The sequence below is a fragment of the Mycolicibacterium nivoides genome, assembly GCF_003855255.1.
In the GTDB taxonomy this organism is placed as follows: domain Bacteria; phylum Actinomycetota; class Actinomycetes; order Mycobacteriales; family Mycobacteriaceae; genus Mycobacterium; species Mycobacterium nivoides.
Genome location: NZ_CP034072.1, coordinates 544366 through 568801, shown reverse-complemented (window position 1 = coordinate 568801; position 24436 = coordinate 544366). Strand labels below are relative to the sequence as shown.

Genomic DNA, 24436 nt, shown 5'->3' with positions numbered 1-24436 from the left:
AACAAAGGGGGTGGATCGTGTACGCACGCTCTACCACTGTCCAGGCGCAACCCGACGCGATCGACGCCGGTATTGCGCATGTTCGCGACGAGGTCATGCCCGCGCTGCAGAAGATGAACGGCTGCGTCGGAATCTCGTTGTTGGTCGATCGCGAATCCGGCCGGTGCATCGCCACCACCGCGTGGGAGACCGAAGAAGCGATGCACGCGAGTGCCGAGCGGGCAGCACCGCTACGGGCACAGGCGGTGGAAGCATTCGGGGGCACCGCGACCGTCGAAGAGTGGGAGATCGCCGTCCTGCACCGCGACCATCGCACCCACGAGGGCGCGTGTGTCCGGGCGACATGGGCACAGCTGGAGCCGGGCCAGATCGACGGAGGCATCGAGCACTACAAGGCGTCCGTGCTGCCCGCGATGGAGGACCTCGACGGGTTCTGCAGTGCCAGCCTGATGGTCGACCGCGCATCCGGGCGGGGTGTGTCGTCGGCGTCGTTCGACAGCCGCGAAGCGATGGAACGGAGCAAGGAGCGGGCCAGTGCGCTGAAGACTTCGTCGATCCGTGAAGTCGGCGCCGAGGAATTGAACGAATGCGAGTTCGAGTTGGCCCTCGCCCACCTGCGGGTGCCCGAGTTGGCGTGAGCCCGGGCGTTCCGGTGCGCTGACCGGTTGTCAGCGCACCGCCATCGTCAGCGGACTTCGCTGAGCGCCGCCGAGATCTCGGTCGCGGCGTCGTCGACCGCGATCTCGCGGTTCTCGCCGGTGAACCGGTTGCGCAGTTCCACCACTCCATCGGCGAAGCCGCGGCCGACCACCACGATCCACGGCATGCCCAACAGCTCGGCGTCCTTGAACTTCACGCCCGGCGAGGCCTTGCGATCGTCGAACAGCACCTCGTGGCCCAGCCGGTCCAGGGCGGCGACTAGTTCGGTGGCGCCGGTCCGGGCGGCGTCGTCCTTGTTCGCCACGACCACGTGCACGTCGAACGGCGCGACGGCAGACGGCCACCGCAGGCCCAGGTCGTCGTGCTGCTGCTCGGCGATCACCGCGACCATGCGGGACACCCCGATGCCGTAGGAGCCCATCGTCAGCCGCACCGGCTTGCCGTCCTCGCCGAGAACGTCAGCGGTGAAGGCATCGGCGTACTTGCGGCCCAGCTGGAAGATGTGGCCGATCTCGATACCCCGCGCCGAGGTCAGCACCCCGGCACCGTCCGGTGACGGATCACCGTCGCGGACCTCGGCGGCCTCGATGGTTCCGTCGGGGGTGAAGTCGCGGCCGGCGACCAGGCCGACCACATGCTTGTTGGGGGCGTCGGCCCCGGTGATCCACGCCGTGCCGTCCACCACTCGCGGATCGACGAGGTAGCGAACCTCGTTGTCCAGCAGCGCCTTCGGCCCGACGTAGCCCTTGACCAGGAACGGATTCTTGGCGAAGTCGGCTTCGTCGAGGAGCGCGAACTCGGCCGGCTCCAACGCCGCGCCCAGGCGCTTCTCGTCGACCTCACGGTCACCGGGCACACCGATGGCCAGCAGCTCCCAGTCACCGCCCGGCTCACGGGTCTTGAGCAGAACGTTCTTCAGGGTGTCGGCGGCGGTCACCTCACGGCCCGAGAACTGCGCCAGGTCAGCCGAATTGGCCCAGTCGACCAGTGTCGCGATGGTCGGGGTGTCCGGGGTGTCGTGCACCTGCGCCTCGGCCTGCCCCTCGATGGGCAGCGGCGCCGGCGACCGGGTGATGACAGCTTCGACGTTGGCGGCGTAGCCGGAATCCAGGCAGCGCACGAACGTGTCCTCACCGACCTCGCTCTCGGCCAGGAACTCCTCCGAGGCGCTGCCGCCCATCGCGCCCGAGACCGCCGACACGATCACGTAGCGCACACCCAGGCGGCCGAAGATCTTCTGGTACGCCTCACGGTGGGCGTGGTAGGCGTTCTTGAGGCCGTCGTCGTCCACGTCGAAGGAGTACGAGTCCTTCATCACGAACTCGCGGCCACGCAGAATGCCTGCGCGCGGCCGCGCCTCGTCGCGGTACTTGGTCTGGACCTGGTACAGGATCGCGGGGAAATCCTTGTAGGAGGAGTACTCCCCCTTGACCGTCAGCGTGAAGATCTCCTCGTGCGTCGGCCCGAGCAGATAATCGTTGCCTCGCCGGTCCTTCAGCCGGAACAGGGTGTCGCCGTACTCGGTCCACCGGCTGGTGGTCTCGTACGGGCCACGCGGCAGCAGTGCGGGCAGCAGGATCTCCTGGCCGCCGATCGCGTTCATCTCTTCCCGCACGATCTTCTCGATCCGGCGCAGCACCCGCAGGCCCAGCGGCAGCCAGCTGTAGATACCGGGGCCGACCGGACGGACATAGCCGGCCCGGATCAGCAGCTTGTGGCTGGGCACTTCGGCATCAGCGGGGTCGTCGCGCAGGGTTCGCAGGAACAGCTCGGACATGCGGGTGATCACAGGCGACAACCTTAAAGCGTGTCCTCAGTCGCGGCCCTGCCAGGTACAGATGCAGGCCTCGTTGCCCTCCGCGTCGGCCAGCACCCAGAACGCCGGCGCTCTGCGGTCACTGAGCAACCTGCCGCCGGCCGCCAGCGCCGCATCGACCCGGGCCGGCGCGGCCTCGTGGGTGACGTCGATGTCGAGATGGATCCGATTGCGCTGGGGCCGCGGTGAGTCCATCTGCTGAAACCAGATGGCCGGGCCGCGGCCGAACGGATCGACGAGTCCGACATTGAGATCCGATGAGCCCGGTTCTGCCGAGGGCTCGTCGATGTAGCCCGTGACGGCCTTCCAGAACGGCCGGACCGCACCGATGTCGAGGGCGTCGATCGCGATCTCCAACGCCTGGATCGCGCCGTGCCCGGCGCTCAGCTCGAAACCGTGCTCGGCGAGGGTCTGGGACACCGCACGGGCCAGTTCCAGGTCCCGCCCGGTCACCGCACCCGCGTCGCGCGTGCGCAGGCGCAGCACTGCGCGATCGGATCGGATGTCGATCGAAAGGTGTCGTGGCGCATCGGCGCCGGCCGCACGCACCGCGTGAGCGGCCGCGGCGGCGGCATCAGCCATCGACGGGACCAGTACCTCGGTGTAGACCGCTCCCAGCACCAGGCGCCAGCCCAGCGGGCCGATGGCCTCGGAGATCTCCAGGCGGTTCATCGGCGTCAGCCTAACGCGGGGTCAGGACGAGGTCAGTCGACCTCGATCTCCCCGGCGTCGATGGCTTCCTTGACGTCCTGGGCGTGGGCCACCTGTTCGGAGGTGTAGCCGATGAACAACGCCGCAACACCCACCAGGACCGCGACCGCGGCCACCCACAACAACCCGTAGGTGTACCCCGCGTCGAGTGCGGCCAGCTGCGGACCGTTCATGTCCTTGACCGGGCCGGTGATCCCACCGTTGTACAGGGTGCGCGAGGTGATGACGGCCTGGATGATGGCCAGCACCAGCGGGCCGCCCAGGTTCTGCAACATCAGCGCGATGGCCGAAGCCGGTCCGATCCGGTCGAAGCCGACACCGGCGATCGCCGAGAGCGTCAGCGGCACCACGATCATGCCGATACCGATGCCGCCGACGGTGATGGGCAGCACCAGGTTCGGGAAGTAAGGGATGCCGGCGTGCAGCGTCGAGCCGTACAGCATCGCACCGAGCACCAGGATGCCGCCCACGATGACCACGATGCGCGGCTGGAAGAACCGCACGATCTGGGACGAGGCTCCGAGACCGATGCCCATACCGATCACGAACGGGATGAAGCCGACACCGGCATGCAGGGCGCTGTAGCCGAGGATGTCCTGGACGTAGAGCCCGATCAGCACGGTCAGGGTGAACAGCACGCCGCCGGCCAGGAAGATCGCCGCGAAGGTGGCGACCCGGTTGCGCTCATGGAACAGGTCGAACGGAACCACCGGGTTCTCGGCGCTGCGCTCGGCGATCAGGAAGGCGATGCCGCAGACCGCCGCGACGGCGCCGGAACCCAGCGTCACCGGGGCCAGCCAGCCGCTCTCCGGGCCCTGGGTGAAGGCGAACACGGCGGCGGTGCAGGCCAGGGTGGCCAGCAGGGCGCCCGCGGCGTCGAGCTTCATCCGCTCCCGGTTGGTCTCGCGCAGCGCGGTGCGGGCCAGGTAGAGCATCACCAGACCGATCGGCACGTTGACCAGGAACGCGAACCGCCAGGAGAACTCGGTGAGGGCCCCACCGACCACCAGACCCATCACCGAGCCGATGGCGGTCATGGCGCCGAACACCGCGGTGGCGGCGTTGCGGGCCGGCCCTTTCGGGAACGTGGTCGCCACCAGCGCGAGCCCCGTCGGCGAGGCGATCGCCGCACCGACACCCTGCAGCAGCCGGGCGATCACCAGGGTCGCTTCGTTCCAGGCGATGCCGCACAGGATCGAGGCGATGATGAACAACGCGACGCCGACGATGAAGGTGCGCTTGCGGCCGATGGTGTCGCCGAGCCGTCCGCCGAGCAGCATCAGGCCGCCGAAGGTGAGGACATAGGCGGTGATGACCCAGCTACGTCCGGCGTCGGAAAGGCCGAGCTCGTCCTGGATCCTCGGCAGGGCGACGATCGCGACCGTGCTGTCCATAGTGGCCAGCAGCTGCATGCCGCCGATCGCGATGACTGCGGAAAGGAAGCCCCAGGACGGGAACCAGGACGGGAGGCGGGCAGCGAGGCCCTGGCGCTCGGCGTCGTTGAGAGCCGTCATAGCGCGTCACCTTACCGGAATCTTAAGAATCCTTTAACCGGCGAAGGCCGCCACGGGTCCGATCACGATGATCGCCGGAGGTCGAATACCGTCCGCACGAATCCGCTCGGGCGCGTCGCCGAGCGTGGCCCGCAGGGTGCGCTGCGCGACAGTCGTGCCGTGTTGCACCACCAGAACCGGCGTATCCGCAGGTCGGCCGCCATCCAGCAGCGCCTTGGTGAACAGCTCGATGCGTTCGACGGCCATCAGCAGCACGATCGTGCCGGTCAGCGCCGCCAGCGCATTCCAATTCACTAACGATTCGGGATGACCAGGCGCCACATGGCCGCTGACCACCACGAACTCATGAGTCATGCCGCGGTGGGTGACCGGAACCCCGGCCAATGCGGGTACCGATATGGCACTTGTCACACCGGGGACGACGGTGACCGGGATACCGGCCTCGGTGCACGCCAGGACCTCTTCATAGCCGCGCGCGAAGACGAACGGATCGCCACCTTTGAGGCGGACGACGAACTTCCCGGCGCGGGCCCGCTCGACCAGCACCTGGTTGATCGCATCCTGCGCCATCGCCCGCCCGTACGGGATCTTGGCCGCGTCGATCACCTCGACATGGGGCCCGAGTTCGGCCAGCAATTCCTGGGGAGCCAGCCGGTCGGCGACCACGACGTCGGCGCGGGCCAGCAGGCGTCGTCCGCGCACCGTGATCAGTTCGGGATCGCCGGGACCGCCACCGACCAGGGCCACCCCCTTGGGCGCCTCCCCCGGCTCCGCACCGGCGTCGGCGGTGAGCAGGCCTTGCTGTAGCGCTTCGTGGATGGCGGTACGGATGGCCGCCGAGCGGCGGTGCTCACCGCCGGCGAGGACGCCCACCGAGAGGCCGTCGGAGTCGAACGTCGCCGGGGTCACCGCGGATCCTTCGCGAGCCACATCGGCGCGAACGCAGAAGATGCGCCGCTCGTCGGCTTCGGCGGCGATGGCGGCATTGACCGCGGAGTCGTCAGTGGCCGCGAGCACATACCAGGCGCCCTCGAGATCACCGGCGCGGAAGTCGCGCAGCTGCAGGGTGATCCCCGGTTCATCGTGGGACAGTGCCTCCACCGCGGGGCTGGCCGCCCGGGCGATCACGTGTACGTCGGCGCCGTGGGCGATCAGCAGGGGCAGCCGACGTTGCGCGACGGTTCCACCGCCGACAACGACGACCTTCTTGCCCGACAGGCGCAGGCCGACGAGGTAGGCATTCTCCGAAGTCACCTGCCGAGCTTAGAGGTTGCTGCTGTCGTCACGAAGCGGGTGATGGCCTCGGGGTGCGCCGCGGGGTGGGTGTGCAGGTACCCGGCGTGCACGCCGCGCTGCACGGCGCCGTCGCGCCGGGCCGCCTGCCCGGGACCGGCAAACGCCCAGGCCCCCAACTGGTCTTCGGCGAATTCCACTGCGGTTCGGTGGAATTCGTGACCGGTGACCCGATCACCGGCCGCGTGGATGCAGGAGTCGACAACCGCGACCGCGTCGCGGTAACCCAGCGTGAGACGCTCGGTGAACCGCGCCGAGCCGGCCAGGACGCCGCACATCGGCACTCCGTCGAGATCGTCGACCAGATAGGTCAGGCCCGCGCACTCGGCGTGCACCGGGGCACCGTGGGCGGCCAGATCCCTGATCTGCTGGCGGACAAGATTGTTGGCCGAGAGTTCGGCCGTGAACTGTTCGGGGAACCCGCCGGGCAGCACCAGTGCGTCGGCGCCGGCGGGCAGGGGTTCGGACAGCGGGTCGAACTCGGCGACCTGCGCGCCGGCCCCGCGCAGCAGTTCGGCGTGCTCGGCATAGCTGAAGCTGAAGGCCTTACCCGCGGCCAGGGCCACCGTGACATTGGTCACCGACTCGGCGGCCGGGCTCCACGGCTCGGCCGTGACGTGGGCGGATGAGGCGGACACCAGGGCCCCGAGATCCACGTGACGGGCCACCAGGGCGGTCATCGCGGCCACCGCGTCGCGCGCCTGCCGGCCGTGCTCGACGGCGGTGATGAGCCCGAGGTGCCTTGACGGGACGGACAATTCGTCGGCCCGCGGAATCGCGCCCAGCACCGTCACGCCGGCATGTTCACAAGCCTGACGCAGAACCGCCTCGTGCCGGTCGGAGCCCACCCGGTTGAGGATCACCCCGGCGATCCGCACCGCCGGGTCGAACGTGACGAAGCCGTGCAGCAGGGCGGCGATGCTGTGGCTCTGCCCGCGGGCATCGACCACCAGCACCACCGGGGCCCCCAGCAGACCCGCGACCTGGGCCGCCGAACCCCGAGGGATACCCGTCATCTGTCCCTCGATCCGACCGTCGAACAGACCCATGACGCCCTCGACGACCGCGATGTCGGCACCGGAGCACCCATGCCGGTAGAGCGGGCCGATCAGATCCTCACCGACGAGCACCGGGTCCAGGTTGCGGCCCGGACGGCCCGCGGCCAAGGCGTGGTAGCCGGGGTCGATGAAGTCCGGCCCGACCTTGAACGGCGCAGGAGTGTGACCGGCCTGGCGCAACGCACCGACCAAACCCGTTGCCACCGTGGTCTTCCCGCTACCCGATGCCGGTGCGGCGATCACCACCGCCGGGGTGGTCACCTCAGCACCGCGAGCGACCGTGTCTGTACGTCGACACGCCGCATTTCGTGTACCGGAGCGGTCGCTCGGCACAGCTGAGCTCGCCACAGATGAGCACGCCTACCATTCGATGCCCTTCTGGCCCTTACGGCCGGCATCCATCGGATGCTTGATCTTGGTCATCTCGGTCACCAGATCCGCGGCGTCGATCAGGGCCTGCGGAGCGTCGCGTCCCGTGATCACCACGTGTTGAGTGCCCGGACGGCCGGCCAGCACCTCGACCACCTCGTCCACCGAGACCCAGCCCCACTTGAGCGGATAGGTGAACTCGTCGAGCACGTAGAAGTCGTGGCGTTCTTCGGCCAGCCGGCGTTTGATCTCGGCCCAGCCGTCAGCGGCGGCCGCAGCGTGGTCGACGTCGCTGCCGTGCTTGCGGGTCCAGGACCAGCCCGAGCCCATCTTGTGCCATTCGACCGGCCCGCCGGCACCGTGTTCGTCGTGCAGGCGGCCGAGCTGACCGAACACGGCCTCCTCCCCGACCTTCCACTTCGCGCTCTTGACGAACTGGAACACCGCGACCGAGAAACCCTGGTTCCACGCCCGCAACGCCATCCCGAAGGCCGCGGTCGACTTGCCCTTTCCCGGTCCGGTGTGGACCGCGAGCAGCGGCGCGTTGCGGCGGGCCTTGGTGGTCAAGCCGTCGTCGGGAACGGTCAGCGGCTGTCCCTGTGGCATGGGCGGTCCTTCCTGCGCAGAGTCTGTGGCCGCTAGGCGGCGGTCTGGTGTTGGACGAGCCGGGTCAGTTCGGCCGCGCGCAACTGCTCGAGCCGTACCGCCGGCGACCCCAGCTGCTCGGCCAGCTGCCCGGCCAATCCCAGTCGCACGAACGATGTTTCGCAGTCGACGACCACGGCGGCAGCCCCCTCGGCCACCAACGCGGCCGCGGCCTGCCTGGTGCGGCCCAACGGATCGGGGCCTCCGGTGGCGCGGCCATCGGTGAGCACCACCACCAGGCTGCGCCGGGCGCGGTCGCGGGCCTTCTCGCGGATGACGAGATCGCGGGCGGCCAGCAGGCCCTGCGCCAGCGGGGTTTTGCCCCCGGTGTCGAAGCGGGCCAGCCGGCGGCCGGCGATGTGCACCGAGGTGGTGGGCGGGAGCAACACGCGGGCGTCCTGCTGGCGGAACGTGATCACCGCGACCTTGTCCCGACGCTGGTAGGCATCACGCAGCAGCGACAGCGTCGCACCGGTGACGGCTGACATGCGGTCACGGGCGGCCATGGACCCGGAGGCGTCGACGACGAAGATCACCAGATTGCCCTCGCGGCCCTCGCGTACCGCGCGCCGGACGTCTTCGGCACGGGGGCGCGGCCGGCCCGCACCCTGTTGGCGGCCCGCGGTGGCGAGCAGGGTGGCGAAGATGTGCAGCCCGTACCCGCTGCCGGGTTCCGCGGTGGCCGCGATCGGCGTGCCCGTGCGGTTGCGGGCCCGCGAACGGCGACCGGGCGCACCCTCACCGACCCCGGGCACCACCAGTGCCCTGGTCCGGAACACCGCCGATGGCGGGGCGCTCTGACGTGTAGAAGACTGTTTCGAATTGCCCTGCGGCGCGCCACTTTCGGAACCGGCATCGGCTCCGCCCCCAGGCGGGTCGAAGTCGGGATCGATCTCCGGGTCTGGCGGCCCGCCATCCTGCCCCGACTGCTCGGCGGACTCCCCCGCCTGCTGCATGGCCTCTTCAAGACGCTCGGGATCCAGCCCCGGATCGTCGAAAGGATCGCGACGGCGCCGGTGTGGCAGTGCCAGTTCGGCAGCCACCCGGATGTCCTCCTCGGCGACCGTGGTGGCACCGCGCCAGGCCGCATGGGCGACGGCGGTGCGCGCGACCACCAGGTCGGCGCGCATCCCGTCGACGTCGAATGCCGCGCACAGCGCGGCGATACGGCGCAGTTCGGAGTCAGGCAGTACCACCGAGCCGATCGCGGCCCGGGCCGCGGTAATACGCTCGGCCAACTCGGCGTCGGCGGCGGCGTGGCGATCGACGAAAGCCCGCGGGTCGGCCTCGAACGCCATCCTGGCCCGGATCACCTCGACGCGTACGTCGACGTCGCGCGAGGCGGCCACGTCCACGGTCAGCCCGAAACGGTCCAGCAGCTGCGGACGCAACTCGCCTTCCTCGGGGTTCATGGTGCCGATCAGGACGAAGCGGGACTCGTGTGAGTGCGAAATCCCTTCGCGCTCAACATGTACCCGCCCCATGGCGGCGGCATCGAGCAGAACGTCGACCAGATGGTCGTGCAACAGGTTGACCTCGTCGACGTAGAGCACGCCGCCGTGGGCGCGGGCCAGCAGGCCCGGCGAGAAGGCGTGCTCGCCGTCCCGGAGCACCTTCTGCAGGTCCAGTGAACCGACCACCCGGTCCTCGGTCGCGCCGATCGGCAGTTCGACCAGCCGGGCGTCGTCGTCGACGGCGGACAGCACCGCGGCCAGGCCGCGTACCGCCGTGGATTTCGCCGTCCCCTTCTCGCCGCGGATCAGCACGCCGCCGATCTCCGGGTGCACCGCGCACAGCAGCAGGGCCAGCCGCAGCCGGTCCTGCCCCACAAGTGCGCTGAAGGGGTAGGTGTGGGTCTCCACCGTCATCGGACCGCCGTCATCAGCTGGGCTCGCTCTCACGTCCGGCACGCACCATCGGTACGTGCGGGATTCCGTCGTCAAGGAATTCGTCTCCGTCACGGACGAATCCGTGCCGGCCGTACATGTCGACCAGGTAGGTCTGGGCGTTGATGTGACACGGGTAGTCGCCGACCTCGGCCAGCGCCGCCTGCATGAGCCTGGCGGTGTGCCCGCGGCCCCGATCGGTGCGTTTGGTGCACACCCGGCCGATCCGGAAGGCCTTCTCGCCGCCGGGATGCTCCTCCATCAGACGCAGTGTCGAAATGACTTCTCCGTCAGGGCTTTCCAGCCAGAAGTGGCGCGTCTCGGCGAGCAGGTCGCGGCCGTCGAGCTCCGGGTAGGGCGTGGCCTGCTCCACCACGAACACCTCGACACGAAGCTTGAGCAGCTCGTAAAGCGTTGGCACGTCGAGATCTTTGGCCCAGCTGCGGCGTAGTGCGACCGTCATCCGCCCGACCCTGTCACGCGGTCACAGGGACGTCCAGTTGGAGCGCCTTGGTCCCCCACGCCCAGACCTCTTCGAACAGGCCGGGTTCGTTGGACAACTTGGTACCGAGTGACGGGACCATCTCCTTGAGCTTGGGCAGCCAGCTCTGGTAGCGATCGGTGAAGCAGCGCTCCAGCACGTCGAGCATGGCCGGCACCGCGGTGGACGCGCCGGGCGAGGCGCCCAGCAGACCGGCGATGCTGCCGTCGGCCGCCGTGAGCACGGTGGTGCCGAATTCCAGCACACCACCCGCGCCCTTGCGCCTGATCACCTGCACACGCTGGCCCGCGATGTCCAGCTCCCAATCGGAATCGACTGCGCTGGGCGCGAATTCCCGCAACGTATCGACGCGTGCGGCCTCACTGAGCAACAGCTGGCCGACCAGGTAGTTGACCAGGCCCATCTCGGTGAGTCCGACACCCAGCATCGACATGATGTTGTTGGGCTTGACCGACAGCGGCAGGTCGGTGAACTTGCCCTGCTTCAGGAACTTCGGCGTCCAGCCGGCGAACGGGCCGAACAGCAGCCACGACTTGCCGTTGATCACGCGGGTGTCCAGGTGCGGCACCGACATCGGCGGTGCACCCAGCGGCGGCAGCCCGTACACCTTGGCCTGGTGGCCTGCGGTCAGCGCCTGGTTGTTGGTCCGCAGGAACGCGCCGCCGACCGGGAAACCGCCGAAGCCCTTGGCCTCCGGGATGCCCGACTTCTGCAACAACGGCAGCGCACCGCCGCCGGCGCCGACGAACACGAACTTGGCGTTGAACTTGCGCTTGAGGCCGGTGCGCCGGTTGGTCACCTTGAGCGTCCAGCTACCGTCCGACTCCTTGCGCAGGTTGCGCACCTCGTGGCCGAACAGGGTGTCCATCCCGCGCTGCGCGGTGAAGCCGATCAGCTGGCGCGAGAGCGCGCCGAAGTCGACATCGGTGCCGTGCTGCGACCAGTTCAGCCCGACCGGATCGGAGAAATCCCGCTTGGCGGCCATGAACGGCAGCCGGCGGGCGAATTCGTCCTTGTCGTCGATGAATTCCATCGAGGCGAACAGCGGATTGCCGACCAGCGCCTCGTAACGGCGCTTGAGGTAGTCGACGTTGCCGGCGCCGTGCACGAAACTCACGTGCGGGATCGGGTTGAGGAAGCCGCGGACGTCGGGCAGTACGCCGTTCTCGGCGGCGTAGGCCCAGAACTGCCGCGACACCTGGAATTGCTCGTTGACGTTGATGGCCTTGGTGGTGTCGATCGAACCATCGGACAGCTCGGGGGTGTAGTTCAGCTCACAGAGCGCCGAGTGCCCGGTGCCCGCGTTGTTCCACGGATCGCTGCTCTCCGCGGCGGCACCGTCGAGCCGCTCGATCATGGTGATGGACCAGTCCGGCTCCAGCAGCCGGATCAGCGCGCCGAGGGTTGCGCTCATGATGCCGGCCCCAACCAGCACGACGTCTGTCTTCACGGTCGTACCCACGATTGCCTCAGACACCCTGATCGCTCGTCCTTTGTATTGCGCGGCCCGTCGACGTCGACGGCTTTCTGTTATTCCAAGGTTATCGCGCGACGAATCCCAGTTGGCCAGGCATGGTAGTGCTATCCGTCACCCGCAGCCCGTCGACGAGCAGCCGGACCAGCCGGATGCGCTGGTCCTCGCCCCGATCGGGTTGCTGGCCGACCCAGGCGATCCCGGCGGCCAGGTCCAGGATGTCGTCGACGTCGACATCGGACCGGATCGCTCCGCATGCCACTGCTCGGGCGATCAATTGCGCCCCGGCCTGACGCGCGGCCCGGCAACCCTGCACCTCTTCACCGTCGGGTGCGACATCGACGAGGGTGCGGGCCAGCCCGTCGTAGACGTTGCCCTGCCTGATGTAGGCATCGAGCCACTCCGTCAGGGCGGCAACGGGATCGGCGGCTTCCAGAAGTGACTCCCCGTGGTCGCGCAGGGCCCACAATCCGTCGTCGATGACCGCGCGCACCAACTGATCGCGGGTCGGAAAATGCCGGTACAGCGTGCCCGGGCCCACCCCTGCCGCGCGGGCCACGTCGTCGAGCGACGCCGAGACACCGTGCCGGGCGAATGCGTCGGCGGCAGCAGTCAGCAGCGCCTGCCGGTTGCGGGCGGCATCAGCACGCAAGGGGCGCGGACTGGGGTTCGGGCCCGTCACGGTCACTGGTTCTCCCAACTCGCCTCGACAAACGGAGACCGTCTCCATATATTTACCGGAGAGAGCCTCCGCATCCTATCTCCGGGAGCAGCGCATGCGTCTTTCTGTGATGTCCATCCCTGATCCAGCCCCCACGCTGGACGCCCCCCAGGGCCTCGACGCGGCCATCGAACCCGTGATCGCCGCCGATCGATCCGGCTTTCACCGGGCATGGATGCCGCAGCTGCCGCCGATGGCCGGGATGGCGTCGTGGGACGTGCTCACCGCCCTCGCTGTCGCCGCAGGCCGCACCAGCCGCATCGGGCTGGGCACCGGAGTCGTCGTCGCCTACACGCAGCATCCCCTGGCACTGGCCCGTCAGGCACTGACCACGAACGCCGCCGCAGGCGGCCGACTGACCCTCGGCATCGGCGTCAGCCACCCGTTCATGGTCGAGGCGTTGGGTCACTCCTACGAGCGGCCCGCGGCATTCCTGCGCGAGTATCTGGAGGTACTCATCCCGGCGCTGGCCGGCGAGCCCGTCGAGCACCACGGTCCCCGGATCACCACCACCGGGCAGGTGACCATTCCGGGCGCGCCGGCACCGCCGGTCATCACCGCAGCGCTCGGGCCACAGATGCTCGACCTGGCGGGTGAACTCACCGATGGCACGATCACCAGCTGGGCCGGACCGAAAGCCTTGGAGGAGCACATCATTCCGCGGCTGAGCCGGGCCGCGGCCCGCGCAGGCCGGCCCACACCCCAGGTGATCGCCGGCCTGCCCGTGGTGCTCACCGACAACCCCCGCCCCGCTCGCGATGCGCTCGCGGCCGCATTCGAGATCGCCGGGCAGGCACCGGCGTATCGCGCAGTGCTGGACAAGGAAGGCGCGGCAGGCATCGGTGAAGTCTGCGTCGTGGGTGACGAGGCCGCCGTGGAAAAACAGCTGCGGCGGTTCGCCGACATCGGGGTCACCGAATTCGTCGCTTCACCCAAGGAGGTTCCGTCATCCGACGGCGCCGCGACCGTGGCGAAGACCACCGAATTCCTGGCTTCGTTGCGGCTCTGACTTTCGGCACGCGGTTAGGGTGGAACCGTGACGTCACGGGAGCCCGCCTGGGAGCCGGATGTATTGCCGGGGTTCTGGCAGCAGACCATCGATGCAGGACCCGATCCCGACGGCGAAGGCGACCTGGTCGCCACGCTGGTACGCCGGGGTCCGGGCGGTACGACACCGGACGGGCAGGGTGGATCGGGCCACGCCGTGCTGGCCTTGCACGGCTACACCGACTACTTCTTCCACACCGAACTCGCCGATCGATTCGCCGATCGCGGGTTCTCGTTCTACGCGCTGGACCTGCCCAAGTGCGGACGCTCCCGCCACGGCGGCCAGACCCCGCACTTCACCACCGATCTCGCGCGCTACGACACCGAACTCGAGCGGGCCCTGGCGGCGATCGCCGCCGACACCGGCAACGCCACGGTGTGCCTGTACGGGCATTCCGCGGGCGGGCTGATCCTGACCTTGTTCGCCGACCGGTTGCGCCGAAGCGGTCGATTGGCCGCCCATCACGTCGGCGGACTGGTGCTCAACAGCCCGTTCTTCGATCTGCACGGACCGGCGATCCTGCGCACCGCCCCCACGTCGGCCGCCCTCATCGCCCTGGCCCGGCTGCGCAAGCTGTCGGTGATCCGTAAACCCACGGAGGGCGGATACGGCACCACGCTGCACCGCGATTACGGCGGCGAGTTCGATTACAACCTGGAGTGGAAACCGTTGGGAGGCTTCCCCGTCACGCTCGGGTGGATCAACGCCATCCGCCGCGGGCAGGCCCGCCTACACCGCGGCCTGGACGTCGGCGTGCCTAATCTGATCCTCCGATCAGACCGCAGTGTCACCGAATCCGCTGATCCGGCGGCGATGCAGCGCGGCGATGCCGTGCTCGACGTCAGTCAGATCGCGCGGTGGTCCGGCTGCGTGGGCAACCACACCACGGTGGCTCCGATCACCGACGCCAAACACGACGTTTTTCTGTCCGTGGCCGACGCCCGGGCAGCGGCCTACCGCGAGCTCGACCGCTGGCTGGACTACTACCTGAGCCTGCAAACCCGGCCGAGCACAACACCTTCCGGATAGGGAGCGCACATGGAGCACTACGACCTGACGATCATCGGCACCGGCTCGGGCAACAGCATTCTCGACGAGCGCTACGCCGGCAAGAAAGTCGCGATCTGCGAGCAGGGCACGTTCGGCGGCACCTGTCTGAACGTCGGTTGCATCCCGACCAAGATGTTCGTCTACGCCGCGGATGTGGCCGACACGATCCATGCCAGCGCCAATTACGGCATCGATTCCCACATCGACAAGGTGCGCTGGCCCGACATCGTCGCGCGGGTATTCGGCCGTATCGATCCGATCGCCGCCGGCGGCGAGGACTACCGCCGCAACGACCCCCACATCACGGTGTACGCCAGCCACACCCGGTTCGGGCCCAAGACCGCCGATGGCCGCTACACGCTGCGCACCGAGGCCGGTGACGAATTCAGCAGCGATCAGGTGGTGATCGCGGCCGGATCCCGCGCCTACGTCCCGCCGGCCATCCTGGACTGCGGCGTCACCTACTACACCAGTGACGACATCATGCGTATCCCCGAACTGCCCGAACACCTGGTGATCGTCGGCGGCGGGTTCGTCTCCGCCGAGTTCGCCCATGTGTTCTCGGCGTTGGGCGTGCGGGTCACCATCGTGGTGCGTGGTGACTGCCTTCTGAGCCATTGCGACGAGACGATCTGCCAGCAGTTCAGCGCGCTGGCCGCCGAGAAGTGGGACCTGCGGACCCACGAGAACGTGGTGGGCTCCCACCACGAGGGTGACCGGGTCGTTCTGGACCTCGACGACGGCAAGACGCTGCCCGCCGACATGCTGCTGGTGGCCACCGGACGGATCCCCAACGGGGATCTGCTCGACGCCGAGCTGGCCGGGGTGGAGGTCGACGAGGACGGTCTGGTCATCGTCGACGAATACCAACGCACCACGGCGCGTGGCGTATTCGCACTCGGCGACGTCTCCTCGGAGTACCAGCTCAAGCACGTGGCCAACCACGAGTCCCGGGTGGTCAAGGAGAATCTGCTGCGCGACTGGGATGACACCGACGCGATGGTGCGCAGCGATCACCGGTTCGTCCCGTCTGCGGTGTTCACCGACCCGCAGATCGCCACGGTCGGGTTGACCGAGGAGCAGGCCCGCGACCAGGGCTACGACTTCGTCACCAAGATTCAGGCCTACGGCGACACCGCGTACGGCTGGGCGATGGAGGACACCACCGGCATCGCCAAGCTGATCGGCGATCGCGCCACCGGCAAGATCCTGGGCGCCCACATCATGGGCTACCAGGCATCCTCGATCATCCAGCCGTTGATCCAGGCGATGAGCTTCGGGCAGACCGCCGATGAGGTTGCCCGGGGCCAGTACTGGATTCACCCGGCACTGCCCGAGGTGATCGAGAATGCGCTGCTGGGCCTGACCGACTAGGCCCGTGCAGCCCAGCGCTCCTCGATCCGGCCGAACCGCCAGATCCCCAGGGCCACAACCCAGCTCAGCACAAAGAGCCCGACGATCGCGAATCCGACGAACTCCAGGTCGGCCGAACCGATGAATGCCAGCGGGCCTGTCGTGATGCCAAGGCGCTCGACCAGCAGACCGGCCAGAACGATGACGCCGATCACCAGCGCCACGATGACCGACAGCACGGTGACCGTCAGGTTGTAGTAGACCTTGCGGACCGGCTGCAGGAACGCCCAGCCGTAGGCCCGCGACATGAAGATTCCGTCCAGGCTGTCGAACAGGCTCATCCCTGCCGCGAAGAGCACCGGCAGCACGAGGATGGCGTACCAGGGCAATGTGAACGCCGCCGCACCCGCCGCCAGCACCAGCAGTGCCACCTGGGTCGCGGTATCGAAGCCAAGGCCCATCAGAAAGCCGACCGGGTACAGGTGCCACGGCTTGCTCACCCGTCGCATGAACCGGCCGAGCAGACGGGCCAGGAAGCCCCGCTGTTGAAGTTGACGTTCGAGCTCGGCCTCGTCGAACTGTCCTCCGCGCATGGCACGGAAGATCTTGGCGATACCGACGACGGCGAACAGATTCGTCAGGCCGATCAGGATGAGGAAGGTCCCGGCCACCACCGACCCGATCAGTCCGAGGGTCTGCAGCATCGGCGAATCCTCGCTCTGCACCGGCCCGGCCAGCGCATGGACTCCGAACGCCAGCAGCAGGGCCAGCCCGAACACCACGCTGGAATGCCCCAGCGAGAACCAGAATCCCGCCGACAGCGATCGGGTGCCCTCACCGACGAGTTTTCGGGTGGTGTTGTCGATGACGGCGATGTGGTCCGCATCGAAGGCGTGCCGCACACCCAACAGGTAGGCGGTGACCCCGAGTCCGACTCCGAACACCCCGGCCGACCCCAGCGTGATGTGCTGCGGCGCGACTCCGAAAATCAATACGCCCCAACCGAATACATGCAACACCAACACCACCGCGGCGACCACCGCGATCGACGTCCAATCAGCGCGATCAAATGGCTGCGGCTTCGTCATAGTCACCTCGGGAACCGCGCCAGTGGTCATTTTATCGAGCCTAAGACGGCGCCAGATATCTGTCCAGATGAACAGATGAACACGGTTTCAGCCGTGTCGCGCCCCGATCCAGTGCAGCAGGTCGTGCACCGTCTCATCGTCGAGGCGGTAACTCACGGTGCGGCCGATCCGGGTGGAGGTGACCCAGCCCTGGTCCCGAAGTACCCGCAACGCCTGGGACACCGCATTCTCCGAACGGCCCAGGGCCGTGGCCAGATCGCTGACACAGATTCCCGGCGCCCGGTGCAGGCCGAGCAGGATCTCCAGCCGGTGCGGGTCGGACAGCAGATCGAAGCGCTGCGCCCACCCTGAGGTGTCGACATCGGCCAGGGCCGACGACGCGCGCTCGACCTGGACCTCTTTACCGTGCTGGTCCACGGTACGAATCTAATCCAGAAAGCCGTGCAGCAAGGCCGACGATCCCCCGACGTGGGCCAGCATGGCCGCCGCCGCCCGCTCGCTGTCACCGGCCAGGATCGCCATGACGATCTCCTCGTGCTGTTCGTCGGAGTGCGCGATGTTGCGCGGCAGCAACGGGATCTGATCCAGCAGGGCATTGAGCCGCATCCGGTTCTCGGCGACCAGGGGTACCAGTGACGGGGATCCCGCCGCCTCCGCGATGGCCAGATGCAACCGCGAATCCAGCCGGCGGTAATCGTCGGGTTCGGCAGCACGGACGTCGGCCAGCCGCGACCAGAGCCCGTCGCGCTCGGCCGCGCTCAGGGTGCGTCCGGCCGCCATCCGCGCGGCGCCGACCTCCAGGATCTCGCGCAGCCGCAATGCGTCATCGATCTCCTCGCGCGTCGGCCGGTGACTGGAAGTGGGTAGCGCAGGTAACTCAGCGGCCAGGAACGTACCGCCGTACCGCCCCCGTTTGGACACCAGGTAGCCGGCGTCGGCCAGCGATTTGATCGCCTCCCGGACCGTGTCACGGCTGACCCCCAGGCGGGCGGCCAGCTCACGCTCGGGCGGCAGCGACTCCCCTGGGCCCAGCACCCCCAGCCGGATCGTCTCCAACAGCCGGCCGACCGTGTCCTCGAAGGCGTTGCCCAGCCGGACCGGCCGCAGCAGCGCTCCGGGCGCCGCAGCGGGCTGCGAATCAGGCCCTGTTGCGGCGGGCTGCGGGTCCGGTTCGGCTGTCATGGTGAGCTACCAGGGTGTCACAGCGGCGTGACGTAGGCCGAGCTGATACCGCCGTCGACGAGGAAAGTCGAACCCGTGATGAAGGAGGCGTCGTCACTGGCCAGGAACGCCACCGCAGCGGCCAGCTCCTCCGGCTCGGCGAAACGGCCCACCGGGATGTGCACCAGCCGCCGCGCGGCACGCTCGGGATCCTTGGCGAACAACTCCTGCAACAGCGGGGTGTTCACCGGGCCGGGGCACAGGGCGTTGACGCGGATTCCTTGCCGCGCGTACTGCACCCCGAGCTCGCGGGACATCGCCAGCACTCCGCCCTTGGACGCGGTGTAGGAGATCTGGGAGGTGGCCGAACCCATCACCGCCACGAACGACGCGGTGTTGATGATCGAGCCCTTGCCCGCGGGCACCATGTGGCGCAGCGCGGCCTTGCAGGACAGGTATACCGATTTCAGGTTGACGTCCTGCACCCGCTCCCAAGCCGGCAGCTCGGTGGTCTCGATCAGGTCATCCTCGGGCGGCGAGATCCCGGCGTTGTTGAACGCGATATCGACCGATCCGAACGTCGCTGCCGCGGTGTCGAAGAGATTGTCGACGGCCACCTGATCGGACACGTCGACCGCGACGAACAACCCGTCGAGTTCCTCGGCGGCGGCCTCACCCGTGGCTGGGTCGATATCGCCCACCACGATCGTGGCACCCTCGGCGCGCAGCCGCCGTCCGGTGGCCAGACCGATGCCGCTGGCAGCACCGGTGATGACGGCAACCTTGCCGGCCAGGCGTTGGGTCAGATCCATTAATAGGACTCCTCTGCTCGATCTTCTATGGCGAAGAAGACGTTCTTGGTTTCGGTGAAAGACAGTGGCGCGTCAGGTCCCAACTCACGACCCAGTCCGGACTGCTTGAACCCGCCGAACGGCGTGTTGTAACGCACCGACGAGTGTGAATTGACACTGAGATTGCCCGATTCCACCGCCCGCGACACCCGAAGGGCACGCGAGAGATTATCGGTCCAGATCGAGCCCGACAGGCCATAGGGGGTGTCGTTGGCCAGCGCGATCGCGTCGGCCTCTTCCTCGAACGGCAGCACCGTCACCACCGGGCCGAAAATCTCGTCGGTCACGGTGCGGTCGGTGCGCTGCGGCGTCAACACCGTTGGCGGGAACCAGAACCCGGGACCGTCCGGGGCGGAACCCCGGAATGCCACCGGGGCGTCGTCGGGAACGTAGGACGACACCGACTCCCAGTGCGGACGCGATACCAGCGGCCCCATCTCGGTTCCGCGGACCGTGGGGTCCCCCACCGCGACGCCCTTGACCGCCGGTTCCAGCAGCTCCATGAAACGGTCGTAGACACTGCGCTGCACCAGGATCCGGCTACGCGCACAGCAGTCCTGCCCGGCGTTGTCGAACACCCCGTACGGTGCGGTGGCCGCGGCCTTCTCCAGATCGCAGTCGTCGAACACGATGTTCGCGCTCTTGCCACCCAACTCCAGGGTCACCCGCTTGACCTGAGCCGCCGCCCCCGCCATCACCCGCATCCCCACCTCGGTGGATCCGGTGAACACCACCTTGCGCACGCCGGGGTGGGTGACGAACCGCTCTCCCACCACCGAACCCCTGCCCGGCAACACCTGAAAGAGCCCTGCCGGCAGACCCGATTCGACGGCGAGCTCGCCGAGCCGGATGGTGGTCAGCGGGGTCCACTCGGCGGGCTTGAGCACCACCGCGTTGCCGGCCGCCAGCGCCGGGGCGAAGCCCCATGCGGCGATGGTCATCGGGAAGTTCCACGGCGTGATGATCCCGACGACACCGAGAGGCTCGTTGAACGTGACATCCAGGCCGCCGGCGACCGGGATCTGCTTGCCGCTCAATCGTTCCGGAGTGGCCGAGTAGAACTGCAGGACGTCCCGGACGTGCCCGGCCTCCCATTCGGCCTGCCCGATCGGATGCCCGGAGTTGGCCACCTCAAGGGCGGCCAGGTCATCGATGTGGGCGTCGACGACGGCTGCGAATGCGCGGAGCGCGCCGGCCCGCTCGGCCGGCGCCAGCCGGGCCCATGCCCGTTGCGCCACGGCGGCACGCGCCACCGCGTCATCGACGGCGTCCACGTCCAGGAGGTCTACGGTGGTCAGCACCTCCTCGGTAGCCGGGTTGACGACCTGGCTGGATGTCATGAGACCCTCTCTGTCGCATAGGTTCTGGCCGCGTTCACCACAGCGGTGAACAGGCGTAGGTCATCGAGGCTTTCTTCGGGGTGCCATTGCACGCCCAGCACGAATGCGTCGCCGGGCAGCGCTGGGTCACGTTCGACGGCCTCGATCACGCCGTCGCTGTCGCGGGCACTGACGACCAGGCCCTCACCGAGCCGGTCGATGGCCTGGTGGTGATAGCACTGCGCGTCGGACGTCTCGCCGATCAGATCGGCCAGTCGGGTGTCGGGCAGCGTGCGCACGGCCGAGGTGCCGAAGACCGCGTTGCCCTTCTGATGATGGGTGTGCCCGATCACGTCGGGCAGGTGCTGGTGCAGGGTGCCGCCCAGCGCCGTGTTGAGCACCTGCGCGCCCCGGCAGACACCGAGCACCGGGATACCGCGCCGCAGTGCGGCTTCCAGTAGGGCGAACTCCCAGGCATCGCGCTCGGTGGCCGGCTCGTTGGTGGCCGGGTGCGACTGCTGTCCGTAGCGCTCCGGATCCACGTCCGGACCGCCGGTGATGACCAGTCCGTCGACACGGTCGAGCACCCGGTCGGCGATCTCACGGTCCACCGGCTGCGGCGGCAACAGAAGCGCGATGCCGCCGGCACGGGTGACGCCCTCGAAGTAGACCTGGGGCAGGAAGCTGGCCCGGACATCCCAGACCCCCGTCTGCGCCTGCTGCAGATAGGTCGTCATGCCGACAATCGGACGCGTCCCCAACTCAGAGCCGCTCAAAACCACGCACCCTTTCCCAGTCGGTCACCGCGGAATTGAAGGCGGCCAACTCGATCCGCGCATTGTTCAGGTAGTGCTCGACGACGTTGTCCCCGAACGCGGTGCGCGCCACCTCGGACTTCGCGAACAGCTCAGCCGCCTCGGCCAGGGTAGTCGGCAACCGTTGCGCCCCACTGGCATAGGCGTTGCCCGGCAGCGCGTCGGGCAGTTCCAGCCCGTGATCGATGCCGTACAGGCCACCGGCGATCAGCGCCGACACGGCCAGGTACTGGTTGACGTCACCGCCGGGCGCCCGGCATTCCACCCGCATTCCCGACCCGTGACCGACCACACGAAGCGCGCAGGTGCGGTTGTCCATGCCCCAGGCGATGGCCGTGGGGGCGAAGCTGCCGTCGGCAAATCGCTTGTAGGAGTTGATGTTCGGCGCGTAGAACAAGGTCAGCTCGCGCAGTGTGGCCAGTTGGCCGGCGATGAAGCTGCGGAACATCGGCGACATCCCGTGCGGGCCGGACTCGTCGGCGAAGACCGGTGACCCGTCCTCGCCAAGTAGCGAGATATGGATGTGGCAGCTGTTGCCCTCGCGTTCATCGAATTTCGCCATGAACGTCAGGCTCTTGCCGTGCTGGTCGGCGATCTCCTTGGCACCGTTCTTGTAGATGGTGTGGTTGTCACAGGTGCTGCGGGCATGGTCATAGCGGAACGCGATCTCCTGCTGACCCAGGTTGCACTCCCCCTTGACGCCCTCGCAGTACAGCCCGGCGCCCTCCATGCCGAGACGGATGTCGCGCAGCAACGGCTCCATCCGGGTGGATGCCATCATGGCGTAGTCGACGTTGTAGTCGGTGGCCGGTGTCAGGTTGCGGTATCCCGCGGCCCAGGCCTCGCGGAATGTGTTGTCGAACACCATGAATTCGAGCTCCGTACCGACGTACGGCACCAGCTTTCGCTCGGTCAGCCGGTCGATCTGGCGGTTGAGGATGCTACGCGGAGCCTGCTCGACGGGGCGACCGTCCAGCCACGACAGATCCGCCATCACCAGCGCGGTGCCCGGCAGCCACGGGATCAACCGCAAGGTGCTGAAGTCGGCGGTCATCACCATGTCGCCGTAGCCGGTGTCCCAACTCGACATCGAGTAGCCACCGACAGTGTTCATGTCAACGTCGACCGCGAGCAGGTAGTTACAACACTCCGCACCGTGGGCGGCGACTTCTTCGACGAACAATCGGCCCGAAACCCGCTTGCCGGTCAGCCGGCCCTGCATATCGCAGAAGGCGACGATGACGGTGTCGATCTCGCCCGCCGCCACCATTTGCTCCAGGTCGGCTCGTGCCAGCATGCCGGGGTTCTGGCTCATTGCGCACCCTCCTGCCCGTGTGGGACTCGGTAGCCAACCTGAGGTCCAGCCGACCATTGACTCGCCGATGACGTCATGATCGTGCCCCGAATTAGCATGATTGTCACGTCTAAAAGGTAGGACAGCAGACCAATAAGGCTCTATTGTCCGTGTGCAGACCGCCCACGTCCTGCACACGAGGAGCCGCCATGCCCGAGGGGCACGAAGAACTCACCGAACACCTCACCGACGACGAACAACATCTCGCCAAACTCGGCTACGTCCAGGAACTGCAGCGGTCCTGGTCGGGGTTCTCCAACTTCGCGATCTCGTTCTCGATCATCTCGATCCTGGCCGGCTGCTTCACCTCGTTCGGGCTGGGCTGGAACAACGGCGGTCCGGCCGCCATCGCCTGGGGCTGGCCGATCGTCTCGGTCTTCATCCTGATCATCGGATTCTGTCTGGCCGAACTCGTCTCCGCATATCCCACCTCAGGCGGAATCTATTGGTGGGCTTCGAAACTCGGCGGGCCCAAGGCCGGGTTCTACACCGGCTGGCTCAACCTGATCGGCTTGATCGCGATCCTGGCGTCGGTGTCCTACGGCAGCGCGACATTCCTGGACCTGACCCTGGGGACGTTCAGTGAATCTTGGCTCGCCGGCTACAGCCTGACCCGGGTGTTCATCATGTTCCTGATCATTCTGGCGGTCTCGGCCGTGATCAACATCTTCTCGTCACACCTGCTGGCCGTCATCAACAACGTCTCGGTGTGGTGGCACGTCGCGGGCGCCACCGCGGTGATCGCCATCCTGTGGCTGCTCCCGGACCAACACGCCAGCGTCTCCGACGTTTTCGCCAAGACCATCAACAACTCCGGGATCTTCTCGGGCTCCACCTCCGGTTGGGGCTTCCTGCTGTTCGTGCTGCCGATCTCGGCCATCCTGACGCAGTACACGATCACCGGATATGACGCGTCGGCACATCTGTCCGAAGAGACCAAGAGCGCAGCCAATGCCGCCGCGAAGGGCATCTGGCAGTCGATCTTCTACTCGGCGATCGGCGGCTGGATCCTGTTGCTGTCATTCCTGTTCGCCGTCCAGAACTCTGACGAGGTGTCGGCCAACGGTGGAGCGGTCGCGACCATCTTCACCCAGGCACTCGGATCGAAGTGGGCGGGCGTCGTGCTCCTGATCGCCACCGCGGGTCAGCTGTTCTGCACCACCGCCTGCCAAACCAGCGCCTCACGCATGCTGTTCGCGTTCAGCCGGGACCGCGCGGTCCCCGGGCACCAGCTGTGGTCGAAGGTCAGCGCCAGCCGGGTGCCCGCCAACGCCGTCATCGTCACCGCGGTGATCGCGGCGATCATCACGCTGCCCGCCATCGTGCCGGTGAAAATTCCGGTCAACGGCGTCGACGTACCCTCACCGGTCGCGTTCTATGCCGTCGTCTCCATCGGCGTGGTCGGGCTGTACCTGTGCTTCGCGGTGCCGATCTACTTCCGGTGGAAGGCCGGCGACTCCTTCGAGCAGGGCCGGTGGAACGTCGGCAACAAGTACAAGTGGATGGCGCCGGTGGCGATCGTCGAGATCGTCGTCACCTCGATCATCGCGATGTTCCCGACCTCGCTGGGCGGCATGCCGTGGGATCCGAGTTTCCAGTGGAAGTTCGTGAACTACACCCCGCTACTGGTCGGCGGCGTGCTGGTGCTGCTGTTCATCTACTGGCACGTGTCGGTGAAACACTGGTTCACCGGTCCGATCAAGCAGGTGGACGCCGCCCCGGCCGCCGAACTGCCAGGCTGATCCTTC

At 67.8% G+C, this 24436-nt stretch carries 22 protein-coding genes; 5 read left to right on the top strand and 17 right to left on the bottom strand.

Going from position 1 to position 24436, the window contains the following annotated elements; all coding sequences use genetic code 11:
• Window positions 1-17 precede the first annotated feature (17 nt).
• The gene (locus tag EH231_RS02770) at window positions 18-638 is read left to right on the top strand and encodes an antibiotic biosynthesis monooxygenase (protein WP_124711826.1); all 621 of its coding nucleotides are present in this window, start codon (window positions 18-20) and stop codon (window positions 636-638) included.
• A gap of 47 nt (window positions 639-685) precedes the next feature.
• On the opposite strand, the gene EH231_RS02765 is transcribed toward EH231_RS02770, so the two are convergent.
• The 10 genes from EH231_RS02765 to EH231_RS02720 all read right to left on the bottom strand — a co-directional run bounded on the left by EH231_RS02765 (window position 686) and on the right by EH231_RS02720 (window position 12616).
• On the bottom strand, window positions 686-2449 hold the full coding sequence (locus tag EH231_RS02765) for a proline--tRNA ligase (protein WP_124711825.1): 1764 nt from the start codon (window positions 2447-2449) through the stop codon (window positions 686-688).
• Between the two features lie 24 nt (window positions 2450-2473).
• Entirely contained in the window at window positions 2474-3148 is a 675-nt protein-coding gene (locus EH231_RS02760) for a 4a-hydroxytetrahydrobiopterin dehydratase family protein (protein ID WP_124711824.1), read from the bottom strand.
• A gap of 32 nt (window positions 3149-3180) precedes the next feature.
• The gene (locus EH231_RS02755) at window positions 3181-4701 is read right to left on the bottom strand and encodes an MFS transporter (protein WP_090425198.1); all 1521 of its coding nucleotides are present in this window, start codon (window positions 4699-4701) and stop codon (window positions 3181-3183) included.
• Window positions 4702-4734: 33 nt separating this feature from the next.
• Window positions 4735-5955 (bottom strand): uroporphyrinogen-III C-methyltransferase, encoded by a 1221-nt coding sequence (gene cobA / locus EH231_RS02750; protein WP_124711823.1) that lies wholly within the window; start codon window positions 5953-5955, stop codon window positions 4735-4737.
• On the bottom strand, window positions 5952-7313 hold the full coding sequence (locus tag EH231_RS02745) for a cobyrinic acid a,c-diamide synthase CobB (protein ID WP_124711822.1): 1362 nt from the start codon (window positions 7311-7313) through the stop codon (window positions 5952-5954). The genes cobA and EH231_RS02745 overlap by 4 nt, the downstream gene beginning before the upstream one ends.
• 99 nt (window positions 7314-7412) lie before the next feature.
• Entirely contained in the window at window positions 7413-8027 is a 615-nt protein-coding gene (cobO, locus tag EH231_RS02740; RefSeq protein WP_090425195.1) for a cob(I)yrinic acid a,c-diamide adenosyltransferase, read from the bottom strand.
• A 32-nt stretch (window positions 8028-8059) separates the two neighbouring features.
• The gene (locus EH231_RS02735; protein WP_164480746.1) at window positions 8060-9934 is read right to left on the bottom strand and encodes a magnesium chelatase subunit D family protein; all 1875 of its coding nucleotides are present in this window, start codon (window positions 9932-9934) and stop codon (window positions 8060-8062) included.
• Window positions 9935-9947: 13 nt separating this feature from the next.
• Complete coding sequence (locus EH231_RS02730) at window positions 9948-10415, bottom strand: GNAT family N-acetyltransferase (RefSeq protein WP_044517662.1); 468 nt, start codon at window positions 10413-10415, stop codon at window positions 9948-9950.
• Window positions 10416-10428: 13 nt separating this feature from the next.
• Entirely contained in the window at window positions 10429-11868 is a 1440-nt protein-coding gene (gene mqo / locus EH231_RS02725; RefSeq protein WP_234940195.1) for a malate dehydrogenase (quinone), read from the bottom strand.
• 127 nt (window positions 11869-11995) lie between these two features.
• On the bottom strand, window positions 11996-12616 hold the full coding sequence (locus EH231_RS02720; protein WP_164480745.1) for a TetR/AcrR family transcriptional regulator: 621 nt from the start codon (window positions 12614-12616) through the stop codon (window positions 11996-11998).
• A gap of 88 nt (window positions 12617-12704) precedes the next feature.
• On the opposite strand from EH231_RS02720, the gene EH231_RS02715 reads away from it, so the two are divergent.
• The 3 genes from EH231_RS02715 to mtr are packed head-to-tail and all read left to right on the top strand — an operon-like array spanning window position 12705 to window position 16121.
• Entirely contained in the window at window positions 12705-13658 is a 954-nt protein-coding gene (locus EH231_RS02715) for a TIGR03564 family F420-dependent LLM class oxidoreductase (protein ID WP_090425192.1), read from the top strand.
• Window positions 13659-13685: 27 nt separating this feature from the next.
• The gene (locus EH231_RS02710) at window positions 13686-14726 is read left to right on the top strand and encodes an alpha/beta hydrolase (protein WP_124711819.1); all 1041 of its coding nucleotides are present in this window, start codon (window positions 13686-13688) and stop codon (window positions 14724-14726) included.
• A gap of 9 nt (window positions 14727-14735) precedes the next feature.
• Complete coding sequence (gene mtr / locus EH231_RS02705) at window positions 14736-16121, top strand: mycothione reductase (RefSeq protein ID WP_124711818.1); 1386 nt, start codon at window positions 14736-14738, stop codon at window positions 16119-16121.
• On the opposite strand, the gene nicT is transcribed toward mtr, so the two are convergent.
• From nicT to EH231_RS02670, 7 genes are read right to left on the bottom strand one after another with little or no spacing between them, the layout of a single operon-like run.
• Window positions 16118-17218: a Nickel transporter NicT gene (gene nicT / locus EH231_RS02700; protein ID WP_241177870.1), complete on the bottom strand. Its 1101-nt coding sequence runs from the start codon at window positions 17216-17218 to the stop codon at window positions 16118-16120. The two genes, mtr and nicT, sit on opposite strands and share 4 nt — an antisense overlap.
• A 57-nt stretch (window positions 17219-17275) precedes the next feature.
• Window positions 17276-17605, bottom strand: a complete 330-nt coding sequence (locus EH231_RS02695) for an ArsR/SmtB family transcription factor (RefSeq protein ID WP_044517646.1) — start codon at window positions 17603-17605, stop codon at window positions 17276-17278.
• 9 nt (window positions 17606-17614) lie between these two features.
• Entirely contained in the window at window positions 17615-18370 is a 756-nt protein-coding gene (locus EH231_RS02690) for a FadR/GntR family transcriptional regulator (RefSeq protein WP_090425188.1), read from the bottom strand.
• A gap of 17 nt (window positions 18371-18387) precedes the next feature.
• A complete protein-coding gene (locus EH231_RS02685) occupies window positions 18388-19161 on the bottom strand; it encodes a 3-oxoacyl-ACP reductase (RefSeq protein WP_090425187.1) in 774 nt (257 codons plus the stop codon).
• Complete coding sequence (locus tag EH231_RS02680) at window positions 19161-20540, bottom strand: aldehyde dehydrogenase family protein (RefSeq protein ID WP_090425186.1); 1380 nt, start codon at window positions 20538-20540, stop codon at window positions 19161-19163. The genes EH231_RS02685 and EH231_RS02680 overlap by 1 nt, the downstream gene beginning before the upstream one ends.
• Complete coding sequence (locus tag EH231_RS02675; RefSeq protein WP_090425185.1) at window positions 20537-21256, bottom strand: gamma-glutamyl-gamma-aminobutyrate hydrolase family protein; 720 nt, start codon at window positions 21254-21256, stop codon at window positions 20537-20539. The genes EH231_RS02680 and EH231_RS02675 overlap by 4 nt, the downstream gene beginning before the upstream one ends.
• A gap of 25 nt (window positions 21257-21281) precedes the next feature.
• Window positions 21282-22649, bottom strand: a complete 1368-nt coding sequence (locus tag EH231_RS02670) for a glutamine synthetase family protein (RefSeq protein ID WP_090425184.1) — start codon at window positions 22647-22649, stop codon at window positions 21282-21284.
• 188 nt (window positions 22650-22837) lie between these two features.
• On the opposite strand from EH231_RS02670, the gene EH231_RS02665 reads away from it, so the two are divergent.
• Complete coding sequence (locus EH231_RS02665) at window positions 22838-24430, top strand: amino acid permease (RefSeq protein ID WP_124711817.1); 1593 nt, start codon at window positions 22838-22840, stop codon at window positions 24428-24430.
• The last annotated feature ends 6 nt before the right edge of the window (window positions 24431-24436 follow it).